Annotated in this window: 20 protein-coding genes and 2 tRNA genes; 10 read left to right on the top strand and 12 right to left on the bottom strand. The window is 70.6% G+C overall.

The window, feature by feature from the left end:
* Positions 1-569: 569 nt before the first annotated feature.
* Positions 570-2087 carry a hypothetical protein gene (locus tag ACI78T_RS06645; protein WP_456557290.1) on the bottom strand — a complete coding sequence of 506 codons (1518 nt, stop codon included), beginning with the start codon at positions 2085-2087 and terminating at the stop codon, positions 570-572.
* 242 nt (positions 2088-2329) lie between these two features.
* Complete coding sequence (locus tag ACI78T_RS06640; protein ID WP_456557289.1) at positions 2330-2515, bottom strand: hypothetical protein; 186 nt, start codon at positions 2513-2515, stop codon at positions 2330-2332.
* A 141-nt stretch (positions 2516-2656) separates the two neighbouring features.
* Here ACI78T_RS06640 and ACI78T_RS06635 point away from each other — a divergent pair, with 141 nt between their 5' ends.
* The 3 genes from ACI78T_RS06635 to ACI78T_RS06625 all read left to right on the top strand — a co-directional run bounded on the left by ACI78T_RS06635 (position 2657) and on the right by ACI78T_RS06625 (position 5113).
* Entirely contained in the window at positions 2657-3304 is a 648-nt protein-coding gene (locus ACI78T_RS06635) for an arsenate reductase/protein-tyrosine-phosphatase family protein (protein ID WP_456557288.1), read from the top strand.
* Between the two features lie 51 nt (positions 3305-3355).
* On the top strand, positions 3356-4279 hold the full coding sequence (locus ACI78T_RS06630) for a hypothetical protein (protein ID WP_456557287.1): 924 nt from the start codon (positions 3356-3358) through the stop codon (positions 4277-4279).
* A gap of 150 nt (positions 4280-4429) precedes the next feature.
* Complete coding sequence (locus tag ACI78T_RS06625; protein WP_456557286.1) at positions 4430-5113, top strand: nuclease-related domain-containing protein; 684 nt, start codon at positions 4430-4432, stop codon at positions 5111-5113.
* Positions 5114-5147: 34 nt separating this feature from the next.
* Here the strand turns inward: ACI78T_RS06625 and ACI78T_RS06620 are convergent, their stop codons facing one another.
* Both ACI78T_RS06620 and ACI78T_RS06615 read right to left on the bottom strand, forming a co-directional pair.
* Positions 5148-6206, bottom strand: coding sequence for an LCP family protein (locus ACI78T_RS06620; RefSeq protein WP_456557285.1), 1059 nt, complete (start codon positions 6204-6206; stop codon positions 5148-5150).
* Between the two features lie 98 nt (positions 6207-6304).
* Complete coding sequence (locus tag ACI78T_RS06615) at positions 6305-6577, bottom strand: hypothetical protein (RefSeq protein WP_456557284.1); 273 nt, start codon at positions 6575-6577, stop codon at positions 6305-6307.
* Positions 6578-6904: 327 nt separating this feature from the next.
* Here ACI78T_RS06615 and ACI78T_RS06610 point away from each other — a divergent pair, with 327 nt between their 5' ends.
* The 4 genes from ACI78T_RS06610 (at position 6905) to ACI78T_RS06595 (ending at position 11797) form a co-directional block, all read left to right on the top strand.
* Positions 6905-8224, top strand: a complete 1320-nt coding sequence (locus ACI78T_RS06610; protein ID WP_456557283.1) for a UDP-glucose dehydrogenase family protein — start codon at positions 6905-6907, stop codon at positions 8222-8224.
* 117 nt (positions 8225-8341) lie between these two features.
* Positions 8342-9337, top strand: a complete 996-nt coding sequence (gene rfbB / locus ACI78T_RS06605) for a dTDP-glucose 4,6-dehydratase (RefSeq protein ID WP_456557282.1) — start codon at positions 8342-8344, stop codon at positions 9335-9337.
* The gene (locus ACI78T_RS06600) at positions 9334-10176 is read left to right on the top strand and encodes an SDR family oxidoreductase (RefSeq protein ID WP_456557281.1); all 843 of its coding nucleotides are present in this window, start codon (positions 9334-9336) and stop codon (positions 10174-10176) included. Before rfbB ends, ACI78T_RS06600 begins: the two co-directional genes overlap by 4 nt.
* A gap of 118 nt (positions 10177-10294) precedes the next feature.
* The gene (locus tag ACI78T_RS06595; RefSeq protein ID WP_456557280.1) at positions 10295-11797 is read left to right on the top strand and encodes a hypothetical protein; all 1503 of its coding nucleotides are present in this window, start codon (positions 10295-10297) and stop codon (positions 11795-11797) included.
* A gap of 501 nt (positions 11798-12298) precedes the next feature.
* On the opposite strand, the gene ACI78T_RS06590 is transcribed toward ACI78T_RS06595, so the two are convergent.
* The 8 genes from ACI78T_RS06590 to ACI78T_RS06555 all read right to left on the bottom strand — a co-directional run bounded on the left by ACI78T_RS06590 (position 12299) and on the right by ACI78T_RS06555 (position 18084).
* Positions 12299-13006, bottom strand: a complete 708-nt coding sequence (locus ACI78T_RS06590; RefSeq protein ID WP_456557279.1) for a hypothetical protein — start codon at positions 13004-13006, stop codon at positions 12299-12301.
* Positions 13000-13362 carry a hypothetical protein gene (locus ACI78T_RS06585; RefSeq protein ID WP_456557278.1) on the bottom strand — a complete coding sequence of 121 codons (363 nt, stop codon included), beginning with the start codon at positions 13360-13362 and terminating at the stop codon, positions 13000-13002. The genes ACI78T_RS06590 and ACI78T_RS06585 overlap by 7 nt, the downstream gene beginning before the upstream one ends.
* 310 nt (positions 13363-13672) lie before the next feature.
* A complete protein-coding gene (locus ACI78T_RS06580; protein WP_456557393.1) occupies positions 13673-14725 on the bottom strand; it encodes a PHP domain-containing protein in 1053 nt (350 codons plus the stop codon).
* Positions 14722-15270 carry a DoxX family protein gene (locus ACI78T_RS06575; protein ID WP_456557277.1) on the bottom strand — a complete coding sequence of 183 codons (549 nt, stop codon included), beginning with the start codon at positions 15268-15270 and terminating at the stop codon, positions 14722-14724. Before ACI78T_RS06575 ends, ACI78T_RS06580 begins: the two co-directional genes overlap by 4 nt.
* 118 nt (positions 15271-15388) lie before the next feature.
* A complete protein-coding gene (locus tag ACI78T_RS06570; protein WP_456557276.1) occupies positions 15389-15616 on the bottom strand; it encodes a hypothetical protein in 228 nt (75 codons plus the stop codon).
* A 30-nt stretch (positions 15617-15646) separates the two neighbouring features.
* On the bottom strand, positions 15647-16054 hold the full coding sequence (locus ACI78T_RS06565) for a GtrA family protein (RefSeq protein WP_456557275.1): 408 nt from the start codon (positions 16052-16054) through the stop codon (positions 15647-15649).
* Positions 16055-16077: 23 nt separating this feature from the next.
* On the bottom strand, positions 16078-17514 hold the full coding sequence (locus ACI78T_RS06560; protein WP_456557274.1) for a phosphatase PAP2 family protein: 1437 nt from the start codon (positions 17512-17514) through the stop codon (positions 16078-16080).
* A 39-nt stretch (positions 17515-17553) separates the two neighbouring features.
* Entirely contained in the window at positions 17554-18084 is a 531-nt protein-coding gene (locus ACI78T_RS06555) for a CGNR zinc finger domain-containing protein (RefSeq protein WP_456557273.1), read from the bottom strand.
* A gap of 104 nt (positions 18085-18188) precedes the next feature.
* On the opposite strand from ACI78T_RS06555, the gene ACI78T_RS06550 reads away from it, so the two are divergent.
* The 3 genes from ACI78T_RS06550 to ACI78T_RS06540 all read left to right on the top strand — a co-directional run bounded on the left by ACI78T_RS06550 (position 18189) and on the right by ACI78T_RS06540 (position 19732).
* The gene (locus ACI78T_RS06550) at positions 18189-19397 is read left to right on the top strand and encodes an MFS transporter (protein ID WP_456557272.1); all 1209 of its coding nucleotides are present in this window, start codon (positions 18189-18191) and stop codon (positions 19395-19397) included.
* Positions 19398-19550: 153 nt separating this feature from the next.
* Positions 19551-19639 (top strand) — tRNA-Ser (locus tag ACI78T_RS06545).
* Positions 19640-19659: 20 nt separating this feature from the next.
* Positions 19660-19732: transfer RNA gene (locus tag ACI78T_RS06540), tRNA-Arg, on the top strand.
* Positions 19733-19760: the final 28 nt, after the last annotated feature.

Genomic DNA, 19760 nt, shown 5'->3' with positions numbered 1-19760 from the left:
CACACCTTTGGGCTGTAGGCGGCGTCTTGCTGGTCGTACTCGTTGGCGCCGCAGTGGGATGCGCAGCAGGAGTGTTGGGGAGGCTAAGGGAGCGGTCGAGTAGCCCGATCACGCGATACGGCGTCGCGCTACTTTCCGTCTGGCTCTTAATGTCGCCATTGTATTCGTGGCTCGCCGTCTCTCAAGCAAGCTTCTACTTCTGCCTACCTCTGGTTCTCGTCGGCTGGGCGTCTTCCCGCGTGGATGCGGGCAGGGCGGCGGAGCGGCCTGGACGAGTGCGATCTGCCGCATCACAGGCTCATGTAAAAGGGAAACGGCCGGCGAGCGTGCGCCGTGGAGGGAACAGATAGTCCGGCGTCCTCCGCGATCGGTTCGCGCGGCTGAGACTTTGACGTTCTCGCCGCGCCCGCGGAAGCTGGTGGGGGACGTTGCCGGTGTACGCCAAGCGCCGAGGGGGAAGGGTTGATCCTTTGAGCTTGATCGAAGGGTTACAAGGGTAGCCATCCCTCCTATCCATGAGTGTCCGTGTTGCTGATCGAGTCGTCGTCAGCTCAGCTATCCCGCCGCCACTAGGAGCGGTTGTCGGTAGCCGGATCGCGATAGGATTGTGCGCATACGCTAACTCCCCAAGGGAACAGATAGGAGGGAGCGAACACGCTACATTGGTAGGCCGTGGGCCACCTCCAGACAAGGCGCGCCGGGGCCTTGAGGCCGCGAAAGTCTAGCAAAACGGCAGCCAAGAAGAAGAGGTAGGCGACGGCCCTCTTGGCGAAACGAGTATTCATCTTCTTCCGTTTCCTCCGTGCTGCGCGAAGATAGGGAAGAAACTCCTCGAAACTGGCGTGCGGCATGACTCGGCGCAACTGCGCCAGAGTGCCGAAACGGAGTGAACTCCCGGCCCCGCCGTCCTTATGCTGGCCAAACAGGTTCCGAGGGACCCCAGCCTCCTCAACGATACGGCGAGGGATAGGTCGGTCGTAGTCGTTGTTGAGTGTCCAGGGCGTCATGTCGGCCGAGTTGGAGATGCTGACGATGTCTTGCATGCGGCCAACCGTCAGGAATGCCGGCGCCAGCATGGTGTAACCGGTGCAGAGACGAAACTCTTTACGGGCGGTGTCCGGGTATGGCGAGCGGTAGATCTGGTCGTTGACCCGAGCGGCGCGGTCCCACATCTTGTCGCCGTGAACGCCTGACAGCACCAACTTGCCCTGTAGTTCGTCAGCTGCCGCCGCGAAGTATATCGATGTTCCTAGCTCTCCCGTCGCGACGAATAGGTGGGCATCTCTTCGCTCGCGGTAGGCCAGTTCCTCCATCTCGTGAATCGTCGAATAGTTGAGTGCCTCGACGACTCGGCGACCACTATCGGACCGACTCTTGTTCTTAGACTCAAACACTACAGCCTCGTCGCAGGCAATCTCGCGACCAAGTGCAGCACATGTCGAGGAGTCGTATCCGTTCGAACAGAAGACTAACGGATGGTATTGGTGCGCGCGTCGCGCGTCCGTGGCATTCTGGTGCACTGCTGCGACAACGTCGCTGAGAAACTGCCGATACTCAAGAAAGCTGGTCATTGGACTTGGTTTTGGCTTTGACTCCTCGCGAATCCCGCCCTTGGGACTTACGACGAGGTTGCAGTAGTAGTGGACCCCCATCTCGCGCCCCTCCGCGAGGGGCCATGTCCTGCGGTAGAGACCGAGCCCTTTGCTGATGCTAAGCGCGTCCGCTTCGTAATCCAGATAATTCAAGTCAAGGGACGCTCCTGCTTCCTGGAGCAGGAAAGCAATCGAGTTGGAGAAGTGAAGCGAGCGAGAACCCCGCACTGAATAGACTGCTTCGATCGTATGGCACGGCGATACGATCACGATGTCATCCCCGCGGATGATCGCGCCGCTTCCTGTGAATGAATAGGAATTACTGAAATCGGCTTCCAGAACATCGCCGCACCATGCGCCCTCAAATATTGCATCGGGTCGAGACTCGACCCATGGGCCAATGGTGGCGAGCGCGTTCCCGCTGTCCAAGTCGACCCTGACCGCCCAAGCCAGGCGCGGGATGTCGTCGCGGCGACGTACCTCGATGGTTCGCACGTGGTAGCCCTTCTCGAACCGGGGTGGCTACCGTAGCGGAACCCTTGATTCGACGAAGCGGCGCATCCAGAGCCCGTTGGAGGGCGGGACGTCACTCGGCGTTGAATGGTGTCGAATTGTGAATGGGCACCACACACCGAGTGTGGGGTGACGCGTCCGAGGTGCGCTCAACGGTGCCTCGGTCTCCGACACCCGGGTCTGCTCGCGGCGACGCCGTCGACCGACTGTGACCGCCAGCGGTGTCAGTAGCGGCGTTGCTGGGCGGCGACCGCTACGAAGACCTCGGCGGGGATGAAGTCCGGGACCCGACTCTCCAGCCTCGCGGCGTCGTCGCGGCGGTCGGCCACCCGCATGGCCCGGCCGAGCAGCAGGCCAACCGGCAGCGCGAACGCCGTCCAGGCGAACGCGACGAGAAGTAGCCAGGTCATGCCCGTAGTTCTACGGAGCGGCACCTGCCGGTCACCGTCCGCCACGCGGGCAGAATCTGCTGAACGGACCGGCCCGTCACTGGTCACCCTGGCGGGTAGGTCGACCGGACGAGAATTGAACCGCTCGCCGACACTGGGCAGGTGTCGACGGTCAGCAGAGATCCCTTCCGGATCCTCCTCGTCTGCACCGGCAACATCTGCCGGTCGGCATTCGCCGAGCGGCTGGGCCGCGCCTGGCTCGACGAGACGCTCGGCGACGGGGCAGGCGAGGTGGCCATCACCAGCGCTGGCACCCGTGCCGTCGTCGGATCGGCCATGCACCCGGACAGTGCGCTCGTCCTCCGGGGCTACGGCGTGGAGGCTGGCGACTTTCGCGCCCGCCAGCTGACCGAGGAACTCCCGGTTGTGGCCGACCTCGTCCTCACGATGACCCGGGCACACCGGAACCAGGTGCTCGGCCTCGCCCCGCGCGCGCTGGCCCGCACCTTCACCCTGCGGGAAGCGGCCGCCCTCATCTCCCTGCTCGGCGAGGACAGCGACCTCGGCGGCGACGGCTTCGCCGACCGGGCACGCGCCCTGGTGCGCTCCATGGCTGATGCGCGCCCGGGACGAGCGGCCACGCGCACCGACGACGACGTCTGGGACCCGATCAACCAGCCCATCGAGGCGCACGAGGAAGCCGGCGAGGTGATCGTCGAGACGCTCCTCCCGCTGCTGCGCCGGCTCGCCGAGCTGCGCGTGCCAGGGACGGCAGGGACTGCTGCGGCGGGGGAGTCGGCCGCCCACTGACCGACCGGCGCGCCGCAGCGCGGCTGCCTCGTTCGAGGGAACTGCGACCGCATGGTCACAGTCACCGCTCCCACTGCCGATGGTGAAGGCGTGTGGTGGCTATGGGTGCTCGGCGGTCTGGCCGCCTGGATCGTCGTCGCTGTCGCGCTCGGGGTCCTCCTCGGCCGCGGCATGCGCCTGGCCGACGAGCGTGAGCTGCGAACGGCCGTGGTTGACGGGCGCCTCTCTGCCGAAGCGCGGGCGACCGCGCGGGTCCGCCGCCGCACCCTCCCCGTCCCGCCGATCGGCGTCGCGCTCTTCGGCGTCGCCGTCGCCCTCGAGACCGTCGGCTATGTCGGCCGCCTGAACGGCTTCACGGGCCAAGCCGCCGACCTCCTGTCCATGGACGCGCCGTGGTCGCTGCCCCGGCTGTTCGTGGCTGCCCTGTTCGCCGCGGCCGCCCTGGCCGCGGTCGCCGGGGCGGGAAGCATCCCCGGCCGCCGCACCTGGTGGCTCGCCGTCGGCCTGGTCGCCGGTGGGATCGCCGCGGTGAAGGCCGGCAGCACCGTCCACTCCGACGTCATGGGCACGGCCGCCGCGGCCGTCGGTGACACGGGGGCGCTCGTCCTCAGCGTGAGTGCCGCTCTGGTCGTCCTGGCCGGGCTCGCCTTCCTGAGTCGCACCGAGCGCCGAGACCGGCGCCGGATGCTCGGTGTCCTCGCCTTCTACGCAACCGCCTCGGTGGGCCTCTCCGCCGTGTCCTCGGCGGTGACGGGGGCCGTGGGCTATGCGAGCAACTGGGCCGCTGCGGCGACCTTCGTCGAGGAGTCCGGCGAGGCACTAGCCGGCGTCTCGTTCCTGATCGCGGTCTTGGTCGGTGTGGCACCCCGTCTGGTCCTGCCCGCCGATTGGGCGCTGCGCCGCTCCGCCGACGAGCACACGCTCGACCTGCCGGAGCAGCTCCCCGGCCGCGCAGAGGGCGCCGCCCACTCCTGAGCGGCTCAGGCTCGGCGGCGAACCGGCCGATGGAAGGCTGTGCGGTCCACTCGGAGTCGGCGTCGATGGTCGCTGGCAGGTTGGCGGGCGAGCCGTCGTAGACGCAGGGCCTCGTGGTTGGACCGCGAGCTACGCGGCGCTCGCCGGCGCGTGCTTCAGACGCGTTGGCCCGATCTGGCCGTCGTCATCGTCGCCTTCGCGACGTCCGGGGCGCTGCTCGCATGGGTGGTACGCGATTCGCAGTTCCTCGTCGGCTTGGTGTTGGGCGTCTACGTCGGGATGCTCATGGTGCTGATACTGGTCCTGCTCGCGATCGCCGACGGCAGTGCGCTTCCCCGCCTGGGGCGTGCGTTCGAAGCGATGGTCGGCGACGAGCTGCATAAGGCTCCTGGTGTGTTCGCCGTGATCAGCGGGATCTCGTTCGAGCACCGCGACATCGATCATGTCGTGCTGGCGCAGAGCGGCTGCTTCGCCGTGGAGGTCAAGGCGACCTTCGGCCGCCGCAACGGTCTGCGTGATGTTCCGGACCTTCCCGGCAAGCTGAACCAGGCGCGTGAGGGTGCGCGGCAGATCGGCAAGCTGCTCGCCAGCCGCGGGGTGCCTCTTCCGGTCAGCCCGCTGCTCGTCCTGGCTGGGTCAGGGGCGCCCCCCTGGACGGGTGTCGAGCGCCAGGGCGATGTGCTCGTCGCCAGCCTTCGCAGAGACGCCACCTGGCGCACGTTGTTCGCCGACCCGGGCGGTCATCTCGAGGAAGCCGCCGCACGAGCGGCCGCCGAAGAGCTCCGCGCCTATCGCGACGGGCGGATCGAGTACGAATTGACCAAGGGTCGCTGAGTCGCCCGCTCCACCGGCGGAAACAGGGCGATGCTCAGCGCGGGACTTCGGGCAGCGCCTGCTGCTCGAACTCGGCTGCGTTCTGCGCGAGCGAGTCGGTGCGCAAGTAGGTCCACATCCGCTCGCCGGTGACCGCGTCCAGGTACACGACGCTCGCCGCACCCTCCATGCCTGTGCCGAGCACCGGTGCGGTGAAGAACTCGACGCTCGACGGCGTTACGTTGCGCAGGGAGTAGGCCAGCGCCAGCAGGTCGGTGTTGCCGAGGGTGTCGTCGACGGTCGTCGCGCCGGTCACCGCCCGCAGCGCAGCGTCGAGCCGACCCGGGTCGGTGAACGTGTCTGAGCTGAACAGCTTGCTGAACATCGACCGCAGGTACTGCTGCTGGCGCCGCACCCGGTCGAAGTCGCCGCCGGGCAGTCCCTTGCGCTGGGCCAGGTACCAACGGGCCTGCTCGCCGTTGAGGTGGTTCTCGCCGGCCTCGAACGTGTACGGCCCGTTGGTGCTCGTCTCGGCGACGACGACGTCCACGCCTCCCAGGTCGTCGGTGACCTGGATCAGCCCGTCGAAGTCGATGGTCACGTAGTGGTCGATGCGCACCTGGGTGAGCTGCTCGACCGTCTGGATCAGCAGCGTCGGCCCGCCGAAGGCGTAGCTCGCGTTGATCTTGTTCATCCCGTGTCCCGGTATGTCGACCCACGAGTCACGGGGGATCGAGATCAGTTGTGCGTGCTGCCGGTCGGCGGTGAAGCGGGCGATCATGATCGCGTCCGAGCGGCCGTCGGGCGTCTCGCCAGGCTCGAGCTCGGCACGGGTATCGGAGCCCACCAGCAGGAAGGTGACCGGGTCGTCGCCGGCCGGCTCCGCGGGTGTCGCGGGCGCCGGGCGGGAGTCCTCGTCCAGGCCGGAGAAGACGTCGGCGACCCGGTCGATGTTGCCGGCGTACCGGTTGGTCAGGAACCACAACCCGCCGCCCGCGACGAGCGCGAGCACCAGCCCGAGGACGCCCAGGCTGATCAGGACCCGGCGCAGAGGTCGACGACCTTCCGGTTCCGCGGAGTAGTACTCCTGCTCGCCGGTCTCGTGCACGCTCACGCCAGCCCCCGTACTCCGACAGTCCGCACGAGCGTACGGCGGTGGAGGGGCAGCCCAGCCGTGTCGATCACCCCGCCGGGTGATCGCGCCGGCGTCGGTCAGCCGCGGCGGGACGACCGACCGCGTGCCGAGGGCCTGGAGGACGGGCTGCGCGGGCGGTTCAGCGGGCGGCGAGCAGCCGGCAGGTGGTGCTGTTGCCGAGTGTCCGACGCCCCGGCACGCGTGGATTCGTCCATGACGACGTTCGGCTCCGGCGCGGCGCTCGTGAGCGCGGCTCGCTCGTCGGCGTGACGGACTGCGCGCCCGAGCACGATGCCGAGCGCGATCGCGATCAGCAGCCATGCCGCGATGACCACCAGGACCCAGCTCATAGCCGTCCCTCAGACGTGACGGCCGGTGCCCTTGCTCGACGCCGGCGTGGACAGTGAGGACTCCCCGTCGTCCGCGTGCCCTGGATCACTCCCCACGGTACGCCGCTCCCAACCACCCGCATGGCCACGATTCGGTGACGGTCGACGGCGGCCGCGCAGCGCCCGCCCGTCCCTTGTCGAGAGGAAGCCCGCACCAGCGCCGGGTGAGGGGCCTCCGTGCAGGTAGCTGACGGTCTGGTGTGCCTCTACCGTCCGGGGTGACACGGCGCCTGATCGCGCCATTGGGGCACGGGTGGTCCCTGGCCACCCGACGAAAGCGGAGCACTCATGAAGATCTCGGTCATCGGCTGCGGCTACCTCGGTGCCGTGCACGCGGCCTCGATGGCGGAGCTGGGCCACGAGGTCGTCGGCATCGACGTCGACCAGCCCAAGACCGAGGCGCTCAACCAGGCGCGGGCGCCGTTCTACGAGCCCGGCTTCGAGGAGCTGCTCGCCCGCACGCTGGAGACCGGCCGGCTGCGCTTCTCCACCGATTTCGCCGACGCCGCCGGCTCGCAGATCCACTTCGTCTGCGTCGGGACGCCGCAGAAGCGCGGCGAGTACGCCGCCGACATGCACTACGTCCAGGACGCCGTCGAGTCGCTGCTCGACGTCCTGGCTCCCGGCGAGCTCGTCGTCGGCAAGTCCACCGTCCCGGTCGGGACGGCGGCCGGCCTGGCCGACCTGGTCTCTTCGAAGGTGCCCGGCGCCCTGGTCGCCTGGAACCCCGAGTTCCTCCGCGAGGGCTTCGCTGTCGAGGACACCCTGCACCCCGACCGCCTGGTCTACGGCTTACCGTCGGGCCAGGACGGCGACACCGCCCGCGCCCTCCTCGACGAGGTCTACGCGACGATCGTCGAGCGGGGCACCCCGAAGGTGGAGAGCGACTACGCCACCGCCGAGATGGTGAAGACGGCGGCGAACTCCTTCCTCGCCACCAAGATCTCCTTCATCAACGCCATGGCCGAGCTGTGCGAGGCCACCGGTGCTGACGTGAAGCTCCTGGCCGACGCCATCGGCTACGACGACCGCATAGGCCGCAAGTTCCTCAACGCCGGCCTCGGCTTCGGCGGCGGGTGCCTGCCCAAGGACATCCGCGCCTTCATGGCTCGCGCCGGCGAGCTGGGTGCCGACCAGGCGCTGACCTTCCTCAAGGAGGTCGACAACATCAACATGCGGCGGCGGATCCGCATGGTCGAACTCGCCCGCGAGGTCTGCGACGGCTCGCTGCTGGGCAAGCGGGTCGCCGTCCTGGGGGCGGCGTTCAAGCCCGACAGCGACGACATCCGCGACTCCCCGGCGCTCAACGTCGCCGCCCAGCTGCAGCTGCAGGGCGCGGTCGTCCGCGTGACCGATCCGGCTGCCGTGGAGAACAGCCGCCGCCAGTGGCCGCAGCTCGACTACGCCGACACCGCCGAGGAGGCCGCGCAGGGCGCCGACGCCGTCCTCGTGCTGACGGAGTGGAAGGAGTACCGGAGCCTCGACCCGGTCGCCTTCGGCGAGATCGTCAAGCAGAAGCGGGTGCTCGACGGGCGCAACGCCCTGGACCGCGAGGCGTGGGTCGCCGCGGGCTGGACCTACCGGGCCCTCGGCCGCCGCGCCGGCTGAGGCTTGTCCGCCGAGCGGGGCCCTCACCCGCAGGGGTCGAGCGGGGCGGCTCCTGGCCGCGTCGCGGCTACTGTCGAAGCCGACAGTTCGTTCCGTGAGCAGGGGGTTCGTCCGACGATGCGCATGCTCGTCACCGGTGGGGCCGGCTTCATCGGCGCGAACTTCGTCCACTACACGCTCCGCGAGCACCCCGAGCACGAGATCACCGTCCTCGACGCCCTGACCTACGCGGGCAACGAGGCGTCGCTGGCGCCGGTGCGCGACCGCATCCAGTTCGTGCGCGGCTCGGTCGCCGACGCCGAGCTCGTCGACCGCCTCGTGCCGCAGGTCGACGTCGTCGTCCACTTCGCCGCCGAGAGCCACAACGACAACTCGCTGGCCGACCCCTCGCCCTTCGTGCAGACCAACCTGGTCGGCACGTTCACGATCCTCGAGGCGGTGCGCAAGCACGGCGTGCGGCTGCACCACATCTCCACCGACGAGGTTTACGGCGACCTCGAGCTCGACGACCCGCAGAGGTTCACCCCCGAGACGCCGTACAACCCGTCGAGCCCGTACTCCTCGACCAAGGCCGGCTCCGACCTGCTGGTGCGCGCCTGGGTCCGCTCGTTCGGCATCCACGCCACGATCTCGAACTGCTCGAACAACTACGGGCCCTACCAGCACGTGGAGAAGTTCATCCCGCGGCAGATCACCAACGTGCTCTCCGGGCTGCGGCCGAAGCTGTACGGCGCCGGCGAGAACGTCCGCGACTGGATCCACGTCGACGACCACAACTCGGCGGTGCACGCGATCCTCGAACGCGGTCGCAGCGGCGAGACGTACCTGATCGGCGCGGACGGCGAGAAGAACAACCGCGAGGTGCTCTCGCTGATCCTCGAGCTGCTCGGCCAGCCCGGCGACGCCTTCGACTCGGTGACCGACCGCGCCGGGCACGACCTGCGCTACGCCATCGACGCCTCGAAGCTGCGGGACGAGCTGGGCTGGAAGCCGCAGTTCACCGACTTCCGCGACGGGCTGGCCGCGACCGTCGACTGGTACCGCGCGAACGAGGCGTGGTGGGGCCCGCTCAAGCAGCAGGTCGAGGCGGCCTACGCGGCGCGGGGCCAGTGACGATCGTCGTCGTCGGCGCCAACGGCCAGCTCGGCCGGGCGCTGCGGCAGCAGTTCCCCGACGCCGTCGCGCTCGACCGGGCCGCGCTGGACGTCACCGACGCCGACGCCGTCGCGGCCTACGACTGGTCGGGCGTCGACGCGGTCGTCAACGCCGCCGGCTGGACCGCCGTCGACGCCGCGGAGGACCCGGCCAACCTGGCCGCCGTCCGGGCGGTCAACGTGGACGCCGTCGGCCACCTGGCCCGGGCCGCCGAGGCGGCGGGCGCGGTATTCGTGCATATCTCCAGCGAGTACGTGTTCGACGGGCGGCACCAGGGACCGATTCCCGAGGACCTCGAGCCCTCGCCGCTGTCGGTGTACGGGCGGAGCAAAGCCGACGGCGACGCGCAGGCTGCCACCGCGTCGCGGCGCTACGTCGTGCGGACGACGTGGGTCGTCGGGGACGGCGGCAACTTCGTGCGGACGATGGCCGGCCTCGCCGACCGCGGGATCTCGCCGACCGTGGTCGACGACCAGATCGGCCGGCCGACGTTCACCGCCGACCTCGCCGCGGCCATAGAGCACCTGCTCCACAACCGGGCGCCGTTCGGCACCTACAACCTGACCAACTCCGGCGAGCCCGCGTCGTGGGCGGACGTCGCCGCCGCGGTGTTCGAGGCCCGCGGCCGGTCGGCGGACGACGTCGGCCGGACCAGCACCGAGAAGTACTTCGCCGACAAGCCGCAGGCCGCCGTCCGGCCGCTGAACAGCGTGCTCGACCTGGCGAAGATCGAGGTGACGGGCTTCACCCCGCGCGACTGGCGCGAGGCTCTCGCGGTGTACCTCTCGCGGGAATGAAGTCTGCCCGCTGCTCCGTCCCATCGAGCGCAGCGCCTTCCCGACGGGAGCGCCCGAAGCGCCCCCTACGGGCGACTCAGGTCGAGCGGAACGGGGCAGCGCAGGTACCGTCCCCGCCATGCGCGACGGGGAAACCGAGCTGCCCGCGCTCGGATGGCTGGTGGACATCGGGCGTGACGCGCGGACCGTTCAGTGCGGCGCGCTCGTCGAGGAGCTGCAGGGCGCCTTCGCCGAAGGGATCTGGGACGGCGACTTCACCGCCCATGGCCTGGCCGACGCGAAGCACCTCTTCGGGAGCGCCGGCTACCTCGAGCCCGGCCAGACCCGCCTGCTGACGGCGACGAGCCTTGTGGATCGGCTGATCGTCGCGACGTCGGACGATCGGGTGGTCGTCTCCAACAGCCTGCCGCTGGCGCTCGCCGCAACCGGGGCCAGCCTGCGCTCCGACCACGGCTACCACCAGGAGTACGCCGCCATCCTCAGCGGCGTTGACACCTACGAGACGGCGTTCCCGGTCGACGGCTCGACGTGGCGGTTCGCCCAGTACTTCTACGGCACGGTCGAGGTCGACCACGATTCGCTCGCGGTCCGGTTCAGCCGGTACCGGCTTCCGGCGTCATTCGGCTCCTTCGAGGACTACCGGAGCGCGCTGGCGGACGTCATCTGCCGGCTCGTGGTCAACGCCCAGGACCCGCGCCGGTCGAACCCGGTGCAGCTGGCGACCACACTGTCGAGCGGGTACGACTCCACGGCCGTGAGCGCGCTGGCAGCGGAGGCCGGGGTGAAGACGGCGTTCCTGCGGAAGCGGTCGTCGTCGCTGTTCCCGTCCGTCTTCAAGGACCTAGCCAACGACGACGGCTCCATTGCGGCCGCGGCGCTCGGCTTCGACGCGGTGGAAATCCCTGACCGGCCGGCGGGCGCGTACGGCGACGAGCTCGAGGCAGCCCTGTTGGCGGGTGGTCCGTCGTCGCGGGAGATGGCGTTCCTGCCCCTGGCTGCTCACCTCGCTGATGGGCAGCCGACGGCCGTCTTCACCGGCTACCACGGCGACAAGGTGTGGGACATCGCCACGCCAGACGCCTACCTGGGGCCGGACATCGTCCGAGGTGACATCTCGGGCCTGCCGCTGGCCGAGGCAAGGCTCATCGCCGGCTTCCTGACCGTCGCCCTGCCGTTCGTCGGCGCCGAGGCGATCGCCGACCTACGGGCGATCAACCGCTCGCCGGACATGGTTCCGTGGAGCGTGGGCGGCGACTACGACCGGCCGATCCCGCGGCGCATCGCGGAAGAGGCCGGGGTCCCGCGTGAGGCGTTCGGGCGGAACAAGCGCGCCGTGTGGGGGTACATCGGCCGCCTCGCGCCCCGCCACCCGGTGCTGCGCCGGGACTACCGGCGGCAGATCGGGCCCGTCCGTGACCGGGTGGCGCTGTGGCATGTGCGCATCGCCCAGGCGCTGTCACTGGCCTGGGCTCGGTTGACGGGCCGCCGGCGGAGCCCCGTGCCGGCTTGGTACGAGCGGAGCAGCGAGGCGCTATACCGCGAGTCGGTTCACCGGCTCCGGGACCGCTACAGCGGGGGCTATGGGCCGAAGATGCCTTCGCGGATCTCATCGCCCACCTGATGGCGGATCTGCGTGATCGGGGAGACCTTGCCGTCGAGTTTGATCTTCGCCGACAGCAAGGGCAGATATGGCCGCGGTGGGCCAACGCGGGTAGCCGAGACAATCGCGTGTGAAGACCACGGGTCGCACAGCAGCGGGATGACCCGCCCGGCTTCCTGCGCCCTCGACACGGTGGTTCCGTCCGCGACGATGCCGAACGCTGCGACCTGCGCGGGCAGCGGCTCGTCGAGCTCGTAGAGCGCGGCTTGATCGGAACCGGCGCAGCGGTGCCCTTGATGTCGCCATTCTCCAGTGGGTAGGAGTGCAGGCCGTACGCCGTGGTAGCCCGCGGGATGTCGGATGCGGCGGCGAGGCGGGCGCTGTGGGCTTCGTGCCAGGCCCGGAAGTAGTCGATGACGTGCGCGTTGACGGCCACCCGATGCGCCAGGGGCACGCCGGTGACGAACGTCTCGGACAGGATGCCGACCGCGTGCCACACGCCGGCGGCCCCGGCGAGGGAGGTCAGGATGTCCTCGAAGTAGGGGCGTGCGTGTAGCCGGCGCCGTCCACGGAGGTGAACGTGTCGGCGAGCAGTTCGTCGGCCAGGTCGCGGATCGCCGGGTCTGCGGCGTCGAGTGCGGTGACGGCGCCTTCCCAGTCCATGCCGCCGGTGCCGAACCGCTCGTGTGCGTCGATGATCAGGTGTGGCTGCGTGTCGGCGATGACCGCGGCGACGGCCTGGGTTTCGGCCTGGGTCAGCTGGAAGTGGTCCCGGTTGAGGTTGACGCCGTTCGGGTTGTCCCGGTGAGTGGGGAACTGGCCGGCGTTGACGGGGCCGACGTACACGACCCGGTGCTCAGCCAGGTAGGCGAGCACGTCGGGGCCGGTGGAGTAGGCCAGGTCTCGCAGAAACGCGAGGATCGCCTCCCGGGGGGCGACTTCGCTGCCGTGCTGCAGGGTGACGATCAGCATCGTGTGCGGGCCGTCGCCGATGTCGAGACGGTGGATCGTCTTGCCCAGCGTGGTCAGCCCGGCCGTGGTCAGCGTTGCGCTGGTCTCAGCGGCTACCTGCTGCAGAAAGGTGGTCTCGTCGGCGAGGCTGGTGACTCCGCCGCTGCTCTCGAAGGCGGTGACCGGTGGCGGCATCAGAGGGTCCGGGGGGGTCTGGCCGTCGACGGCGAGGCCCACGATGTCCCAAGTCTGCGTGGTGGCGTTCGTGGCGGTCAGCACCCCGGCCCAGCCGCCGCCGGGGATTTCGGCGCCGGACGCGTCGCCCCGTCGGCGCGGATCGCGGTCCGCGCGTAGGTGTTGTTCCCGGCGGCGAACGGCGCCCCGGCGAGCTTGAGGTACACCCCTGCCCAGTAGCGGGCCGCACGACCTCGGTGGTGGTGAGCATGAACATATACGCGGTCTCGCTGCCCGCGCCCCCCGCGCACGGCCAGCCCCGAGGACAGCAGCGACGCGTCGAGCGTGGCCGCCTTGAGCCGCCCGTAGACCGCAACGCGTGAGGTGTCCCCACCGGAAGCCACCACGGGGTCGAAGGCGAATCCGCGGCGGGCGGCCGGGCTGTTGGTGTTGCGCAGCACGTAGCCGCCGGTGGCGCCCCCGTCGGCGACCTGGGTGAAGGCGACGGCGGTGTTCCACTTGGCGGACCAGTCGTCGATGCCCTCGGAGAAGTCGGTGATCCAGGTGGTGGCCGGGGCTCGTAGACGAGCAGGACGTCGCCGTCTTCCATCGGCTCGTTGGGGTCGACCGAGGCCCGCAGCCGGAGGCCGCCGGTGGAGGCGACGAACGCCTGCGCGGCGGCGGCGCCCATGAGGGTGTTCGTGTCCCCGATCTCGTCCGCGACCTGTGTCCGGAGGGCCGCCCTCTGGGTGCTCGATTGAAGGTCGCGCGTCAGTCCCGACCCGTCCGTCCCAGCAGGTCGTCCGCCGTCCTCGTGTTGATGACGCGCTCGACCGGGACGCCGCACTCGATCGCCCGCTCGACGCCGTTGTACTGCCAGTCGAGCTGACCGGGCGCGTGCGCGTCGGTGTCGATGGCGAACTCGCAGCCGAGCTCCACCGCCAACGACAGCAGCCGCTTCGGGGGGTCCAGCCGCTCGGGCCGGGAGTTGATCTCGACGGCGGTCCCGAACTCGACGCACGCGCTGAACACGGCCTCGGCGTCGAACTGGCTCTCCGGCCGTGGCTTCTGCGTGCCGTCGCGCTGCCGGCGGCCGATCACCAGCCGACCGGTGCAGTGCCCGAGGACGTCGGTGTGCGGGTTGGCGACAGCGGTCAGCATCCGCGCCGTCATCGCCTTCGCGTCGGCCCGCAGCTCCGAGTGCACGCTCGCCACCACGACGTCGAGCCGGCCCAGCAGCTCGTCGGTCTGGTCGAGGCTGCCGTCGACGTTGATGTCGCACTCGATCCCGGTGAGGATCCGGAACGGCGCGAGCTCCTCGTTCAGCGCGGCTACGACGTCCAGCTGCTCCTCCAGCCGCTGGGGCGACAGGCCGTTGGCCACCGTCAGCCGGGGGGAGTGGTCGGTCAGCGCCATGTACTCGTGGCCCAGCGCCATCGCGGCCTCGGCCATCTCGCGGATGGGGCTGCCGCCGTCCGACCAGTCGGAGTGCAGGTGCAGGTCACCGCGCAGGGCGGCCCGGAACTCGGCGACGTCGTCGGCCATCGGGACCAGCTCGGCCAGGTCCTGCTCGAGCGTGGTCAGGTACTCGGGCACCTGCCCCTTGTGCGCCTGGACGACGACGGCCGCCGTCTTCGGGCCCACGCCCTTGAGGTCCTTGAGCGTGTTCGTGCGGATCTTCAGGTCCAGCTGCTCGTCGCTCAGCCCGTCGACGACGGCCGCGGCGGTGCGGAAGGCCTGCACCCGGTAGCTGGGCTCGCGGGCGCGCTCCAGGAGGAAGGCGATCCTCCGGAGCGCGGCCGCGGGCGGGAGGGGGCTGCTCAGCTCTTGACCTTCTTGGCGCGCTTCGCGGCCTTCTTCTGCGCCTTGGCGGCGCGCTTCTGGGCCTTCTCGAAGCTCTTCTCGGTGCCCTTCGCCGCCTTCTTGGCGGCGCGGCGGGCCCGGTAGCCGACCGACGGCTTGCCCTCGGTGTCGACGGCGGCCAGCAGCAGCCCGCCCAGCAGGCCGGTGTTCTTGAGGAAGTTCGAGATCTGGCCGAACTGCTCCGTCGGGTCGTCGTGCTCCCAGAAGCGGTGGCCGGCCAGCGTCGTCGGCACGATCGAGGCCGACAGGACCAGAGCGGTCAGCCGGGGGAACTTGCCGAGGGCGAACAGCGAGCCGGCGGCCACCTTGACGGCGGCGTCGGCCTGCACCCACTGCTGGACGTCGCGGGGCACCTGCACCGGGAGCTGCTTGTCGGCCGTCTCCGCGATCTTCTCCACGACCGGGGCGGCCCCGGGCACGCGGTCCTGCGGCTTGCGCAGGGTGCTGATGCCGCCGTAGATGAACGGAGCGGCGAGCAGGGGCCGGGCGATCCGGCGAACCAGCATGGTGTCCCTCTTTCCCTCGGTACCTGGGTGCGTCGAGGCGTGCACTGCCCACAAGATCGCCGGGGCAATCCCGGGTGCCGACCGTATCGACCGGGGCGGGCCCCTGCCCAGCGGGAACTCACGCCCCAGGTGTGCCCACCTGCCGTCCGCGTCGGACGAGGACCGCCAGGGCAGCCATCGCGAGCGCCCATGCGGCGAGCACGAACAGGTCTCCCGCGTGCAGGCCGTGGTGCGCGCCGAGCGTGAGGAGCACCGGCCCGTCGGTGAGGTAGCGGCCGGTGAGGAGGAGGAACGCGAAGCCGGAGAGCACGGCACCGACCACCAGGGCGGACAGCCAGCGGAGCACCCGACCACGCTAGTGGCCCGCTGGGGCATCTCAGTCGCGGAAGACCACCAGGCGGAGCATGACGAAGTTGACCGCCGTCCCGAAGCCCTGCGAGAGCACCCAGGCGAGCGTGATCCGCCACGAGCTCTCCGGCAGGAGCGCCAGGGCCAGCTCGTTCACCCCGATGATCACGAAGAACGTCGTTCCGTAGAGCAGCGCGAAGCCGGCGGCGCGGCGCGCGCCGCCCGCCACGCCGAACGTCCACCGCCGGTTGATGACGTAGACGGTCGCCGTGCCGCAGATGAAGCTGAGCGTCCGGGCGGCGGTGACCCACAGGCCCAGGTGCAGCGACAGCGAGTAGACGGCGTAGTCGACGGCGGCACCGAGCACGCCGACCAGGGCGAACCGGACGAGCTGCCCGAGCAGGCCGCGGCGGTCGCTGCTCTCCCCGACGACCACGGCCAGACTCTAGGAGGGACGGCTCAGTCGGTGCGGCAGCAGTAGACGGTCAGCGGGGCGCGCTTGCCGAACACGAACTCCTCGGCCTTCGCGCCCATCTCGCCGTCGTAGGCGACCTGCTGCGCCCCCGACCGCGACTCGATGCGCACCTCGGTCGCGGTGAAGTGCCCGTAGCTGCGGGTGTGGTCGCTGACGCCGAGCAGCGTGGCCAGGACGGCGCGGGTGCGGCCGAAGCGCAGGTCGGCCCGCAGGTACTGGACGTCGAGCAGCCCGTCCTCCAGCCGCGGCCGCCAGGCGGGGGAGAGCCCGCGCGGGGTGTAGAGGCAGTTGCCGATGAAGACGATCCACACCGACAGCGGCCGGCCGTTCACCACCAGCTCGACGGGCGACTGCCGGCGCAGCGTCTGCCCGACGGCGACCGTCAGTGCCAGCCACTTGCCCATGCGGCCCGAGAGCCGGTCGCGGCGGCGCACCATCTCCGGGTACGCGCCGATGCTCGAGGTGTTGAGGAACGGCGTCCCGTTCACGTCGGCGACGTCGACCTTCACCGCCTGCCCGCTGACGACGGCGTCGGCGGTGTCCTGCGGGGTCTCCAGGCCGACGTCGCGGGCGAAGTGGTTCAGCGTGCCCGCGGCGATGACCGCCAGGGGCAGGCCGTGCTCGACGGCGACCGCCGCGGCCGACGCGACGCTGCCGTCGCCGCCGGCGACGCCGAGCGCGCGGGCGCGCCCCGACGCGGCGGCCTCGCCGAGCAGCGCGTCGACCCCTCGGTCCTCCGTCGTCTCGAGCACCTCGGCGCGGGGCAGGATGCGGCGGATGTCGGCGGCCGGGTCGTAGTCCTCGGGCCCGGAGCGGGGGTTGACCGCGACGACCAGCCCCTCGCCGTCGGGGAGCGCCGGCGCCTCGTGGGAATCGCGCACCCGGGCCGGCTCTTTCGGGCGCACCCGCCACCAGTGCTGGGTGGCGGCCGCGACGGCGCCGCCCACGGCCAGCCCCGCGACCACGTCCCCGGGGTAGTGCACGCCCACGTGCACCCGCGAGTAGCCCACCCCGAGGGCGAGCGGCGCGAGGGCGGCCCCGGCCAGCGGGCTCTCCATGGCGACGCCGGTGGCGAAGGCGGCGGCCGAGGACGAGTGCCCGCTCGGGAAGGACAGCGTGACGGGGGAGCGGCGCAGCCGGCGCTCGGCGCGCAGGTTCTCCAGGTCGGGCCGGACCCGCCCGAAGATCCGCTTGAGGACGACGTTGACCAGGGCGCTGGAGAAGGCCATCGACCCGATGCCGCGGACGGCGCCGCGGCGCAGCGGGCCCTTCTTCGCGCCGAGGACGACGGCGATCGCCAGCCAGAGCCGGCCGTGGTTGGCCGCCGTGGACAGCCGGCGCAGCCACCTGTCGGCGGGGGTGGTCGGCAGTCCGCCGATGAACGCGTGCAGGCGTCGGTCGAGCTGCCGGGGAGAGGCCACGCACGGACGCTAGTCCTGCCGGCCGCCAGGGAGCGGCGGTCAGGCCTTCTGGCGGGCGCGGTAGGCGGCGACGGTCGAGCGGCTGGCGCAGGTGTTCGAGCAGTAGCGCCGGCTCGCGTTGCGCGAGGTGTCGACGTAGACGTTGCCGCAGCCCTCGGCGGAGCACACGCCCAGCCGCTGCCACCCGTGCTGGACGACGACCTGCGACAGCCCCATCGCGACGGTCGTCGTCAGCTGCTCGAGCACCGGGGCGTCGGGCCGGGCGTAGTGCAGGTGCAGCTCGCCGTCGTGGTCGGTGGCGTAGGGGCGCGGCCGGGCCAGCGCCAGCAGCTCGTTGAGCCGGGTCAGGACGTCGTCCTGCGTCTGCGCCAGCGCGACGGCGCGCACGAGCTCGGCCGTGGCGCCGGCCTTGTGCGTCTCGCCGGGGGAGAGCTCGAGCGGGGTGCCCGGGGTGAACCAGTCGTCGTGGGAGCTCAGGAAGGCGCGCGCCCAGCCCGGATCGGTGCGGTCGGCGTTGGCCAGCTCGATGGCCAGCTCGACCGCCGTCGACCCGTAGGTGTCGTAATCCATATGACTCCCTACCCCTGGGTGATAGCGTTCGGGACTACGTAGGGGCTAAAACAGTGTTAGTCCCCTACGGATTCCTTCCCCGCAAGTCTGAAACGAGTAGTGCTGTGCGTGCGTACCTGTCCGTGTGGCGGCTTCCCTCCGCCCCGGTCCTCCTCCTTGCCGGCTTCGCCGGTCGTCTGCCGTCCGCCATGGTGCCGCTGGCGCTGCTGCTGATGGTGCAGCAGCAGACCGGTTCCTACGCGGTGGCGGGCCTCGCTTCCGCCACATTGGGTGTGGCCTCCGCCGTCATGGCGCCCGTCCTCGGCCGCGTCGCCGACCGCCGCGGCCCCCGCCCGGTCCTCTTCTCCCAGGCGGCGGCCTACCCGCTCCTGCTGGCGCTGCTCATCGCCGTCGTCCTCGGCGGTGCGGCCGACGTGCTGGTGATCGCCGCCGCGGCGCTGGCCGGCATGGCCACCCCGCTGGTCTCCGGCACGGTCCGCGCGCTGTGGTCGCGGGTCGACGTCCGCGTCCGCTCGACCGCCTACGCGCTCGACGCGACGGCGACCGAGCTGGTCTTCGTCGTCGGCCCCTCGCTGGTGGCTGCGCTGGCCGTGTTCGTGTCGCCCGCCGCGGCCGTCGCCCTGGCCGGCGTGCTCGGCGTCGTCGGTGCCCTCGGCATCGCGACGTCGGCGGCCACCCGGGCCTACGTGCCGGTGGTCGGCGCACGGGCCGGCCTGTTCTCCACTGTGCTCACCCCGGGCATGCCGCGGCTGCTGCTCAGCGGCGCTGCCCTGATGCTCGGCTTCGGCGCGCTCGAGGTCGCCATCCCGGCGTTCGCCGACTCCGCGGGGTCGCCGGGTCTGTCGGGTCTGCTGCTGGCGCTGTGGGCGCTCGGCTCGGTGGCCGGTGGGCTCTGGTTCGGCGCCCGCGTGCTCAGCACGTCGCTGCCCCGCCAGTACCGGCTGCTGCTGCTCGGCGTGACCATCGGGCTGGCCCCGCTGGCCTGGATCTCCAGCCCGTGGGCGCTCGGTGTGCTGCTGTTCCTGGGCGGCACCGCGATCGCCCCCACGCTGACGGTGCAGAACACGCTGGTCGGCGCGATGGCCCCGGTGCACGCCACCACCGAGGCGTTCACCTGGCTGTCGACGATCACCGTCGGTGCCTCGGCTATCGGCGCGGCGCTGGGCGGCGCGCTGATCGAGGGCCCGTCCGGGGTGCCGGGGAGCCTGGTGCTCGCCACCCTCGGCGCGGCGCTGGCCGTCGTCGTCACCCTGGTGCCCGGCCGCCGGGCCGGAGCGCCGGTCGACGGCGCCCGGGAGCCGGTGACCGCCTGACCTGCCCGGACGGGATCTGCACACTCGCCCCGATCAGGGGCTTGTTGGGGGCGAGTGTGCAGATCTCGCCGGGGGCCGGGACCCGGGCTGGGAGACGCTTCGAGGCCGCTGGTAGTCTCTCTCCTCGGTGGTTACGAGGTGACTCGGACCCCGGGAGGCTTCGCCTAGTCCGGTCTATGGCGCCGCACTGCTAATGCGGTTTGGGTTAATCCCCATCCCGGGTTCAAATCCCGGAGCCTCCGCGCACGACAACTGAACACAGGCACCCGTAGCTCAACGGATAGAGCATCTGACTACGGATCAGAAGGTTAGGGGTTCGAATCCCTTCGGGTGCACGTCTGGTTGAGACACCGAGCGGCCCCG

The sequence above is a fragment of the Blastococcus sp. SYSU D00922 genome, from assembly GCF_054050495.1.
This window is presented reverse-complemented; position numbering and strand designations above follow the sequence as displayed.

Bases quoted from the DNA above. Each gene is read 5' to 3' on its own strand.
- ACI78T_RS06640 (WP_456557289.1), bottom strand. From the start codon at position 2,515: ATGACCTGGCTACTTCTCGTCGCGTTCGCCTGGACGGCGTTCGCGCTG.
- ACI78T_RS06630 (WP_456557287.1), top strand. From the start codon at position 3,356: ATGGTCACAGTCACCGCTCCCACTGCCGATGGTGAAGGCGTGTGGTGG.
- ACI78T_RS06615 (WP_456557284.1), bottom strand. From the start codon at position 6,577: ATGAGCTGGGTCCTGGTGGTCATCGCGGCATGGCTGCTGATCGCGATC.
- ACI78T_RS06610 (WP_456557283.1), top strand. From the start codon at position 6,905: ATGAAGATCTCGGTCATCGGCTGCGGCTACCTCGGTGCCGTGCACGCG.
- rfbB (WP_456557282.1), top strand. From the start codon at position 8,342: ATGCGCATGCTCGTCACCGGTGGGGCCGGCTTCATCGGCGCGAACTTC.
- ACI78T_RS06595 (WP_456557280.1), top strand. From the start codon at position 10,295: ATGCGCGACGGGGAAACCGAGCTGCCCGCGCTCGGATGGCTGGTGGAC.
- ACI78T_RS06575 (WP_456557277.1), bottom strand. From the start codon at position 15,270: ATGCTGGTTCGCCGGATCGCCCGGCCCCTGCTCGCCGCTCCGTTCATC.
- ACI78T_RS06555 (WP_456557273.1), bottom strand. From the start codon at position 18,084: ATGGATTACGACACCTACGGGTCGACGGCGGTCGAGCTGGCCATCGAG.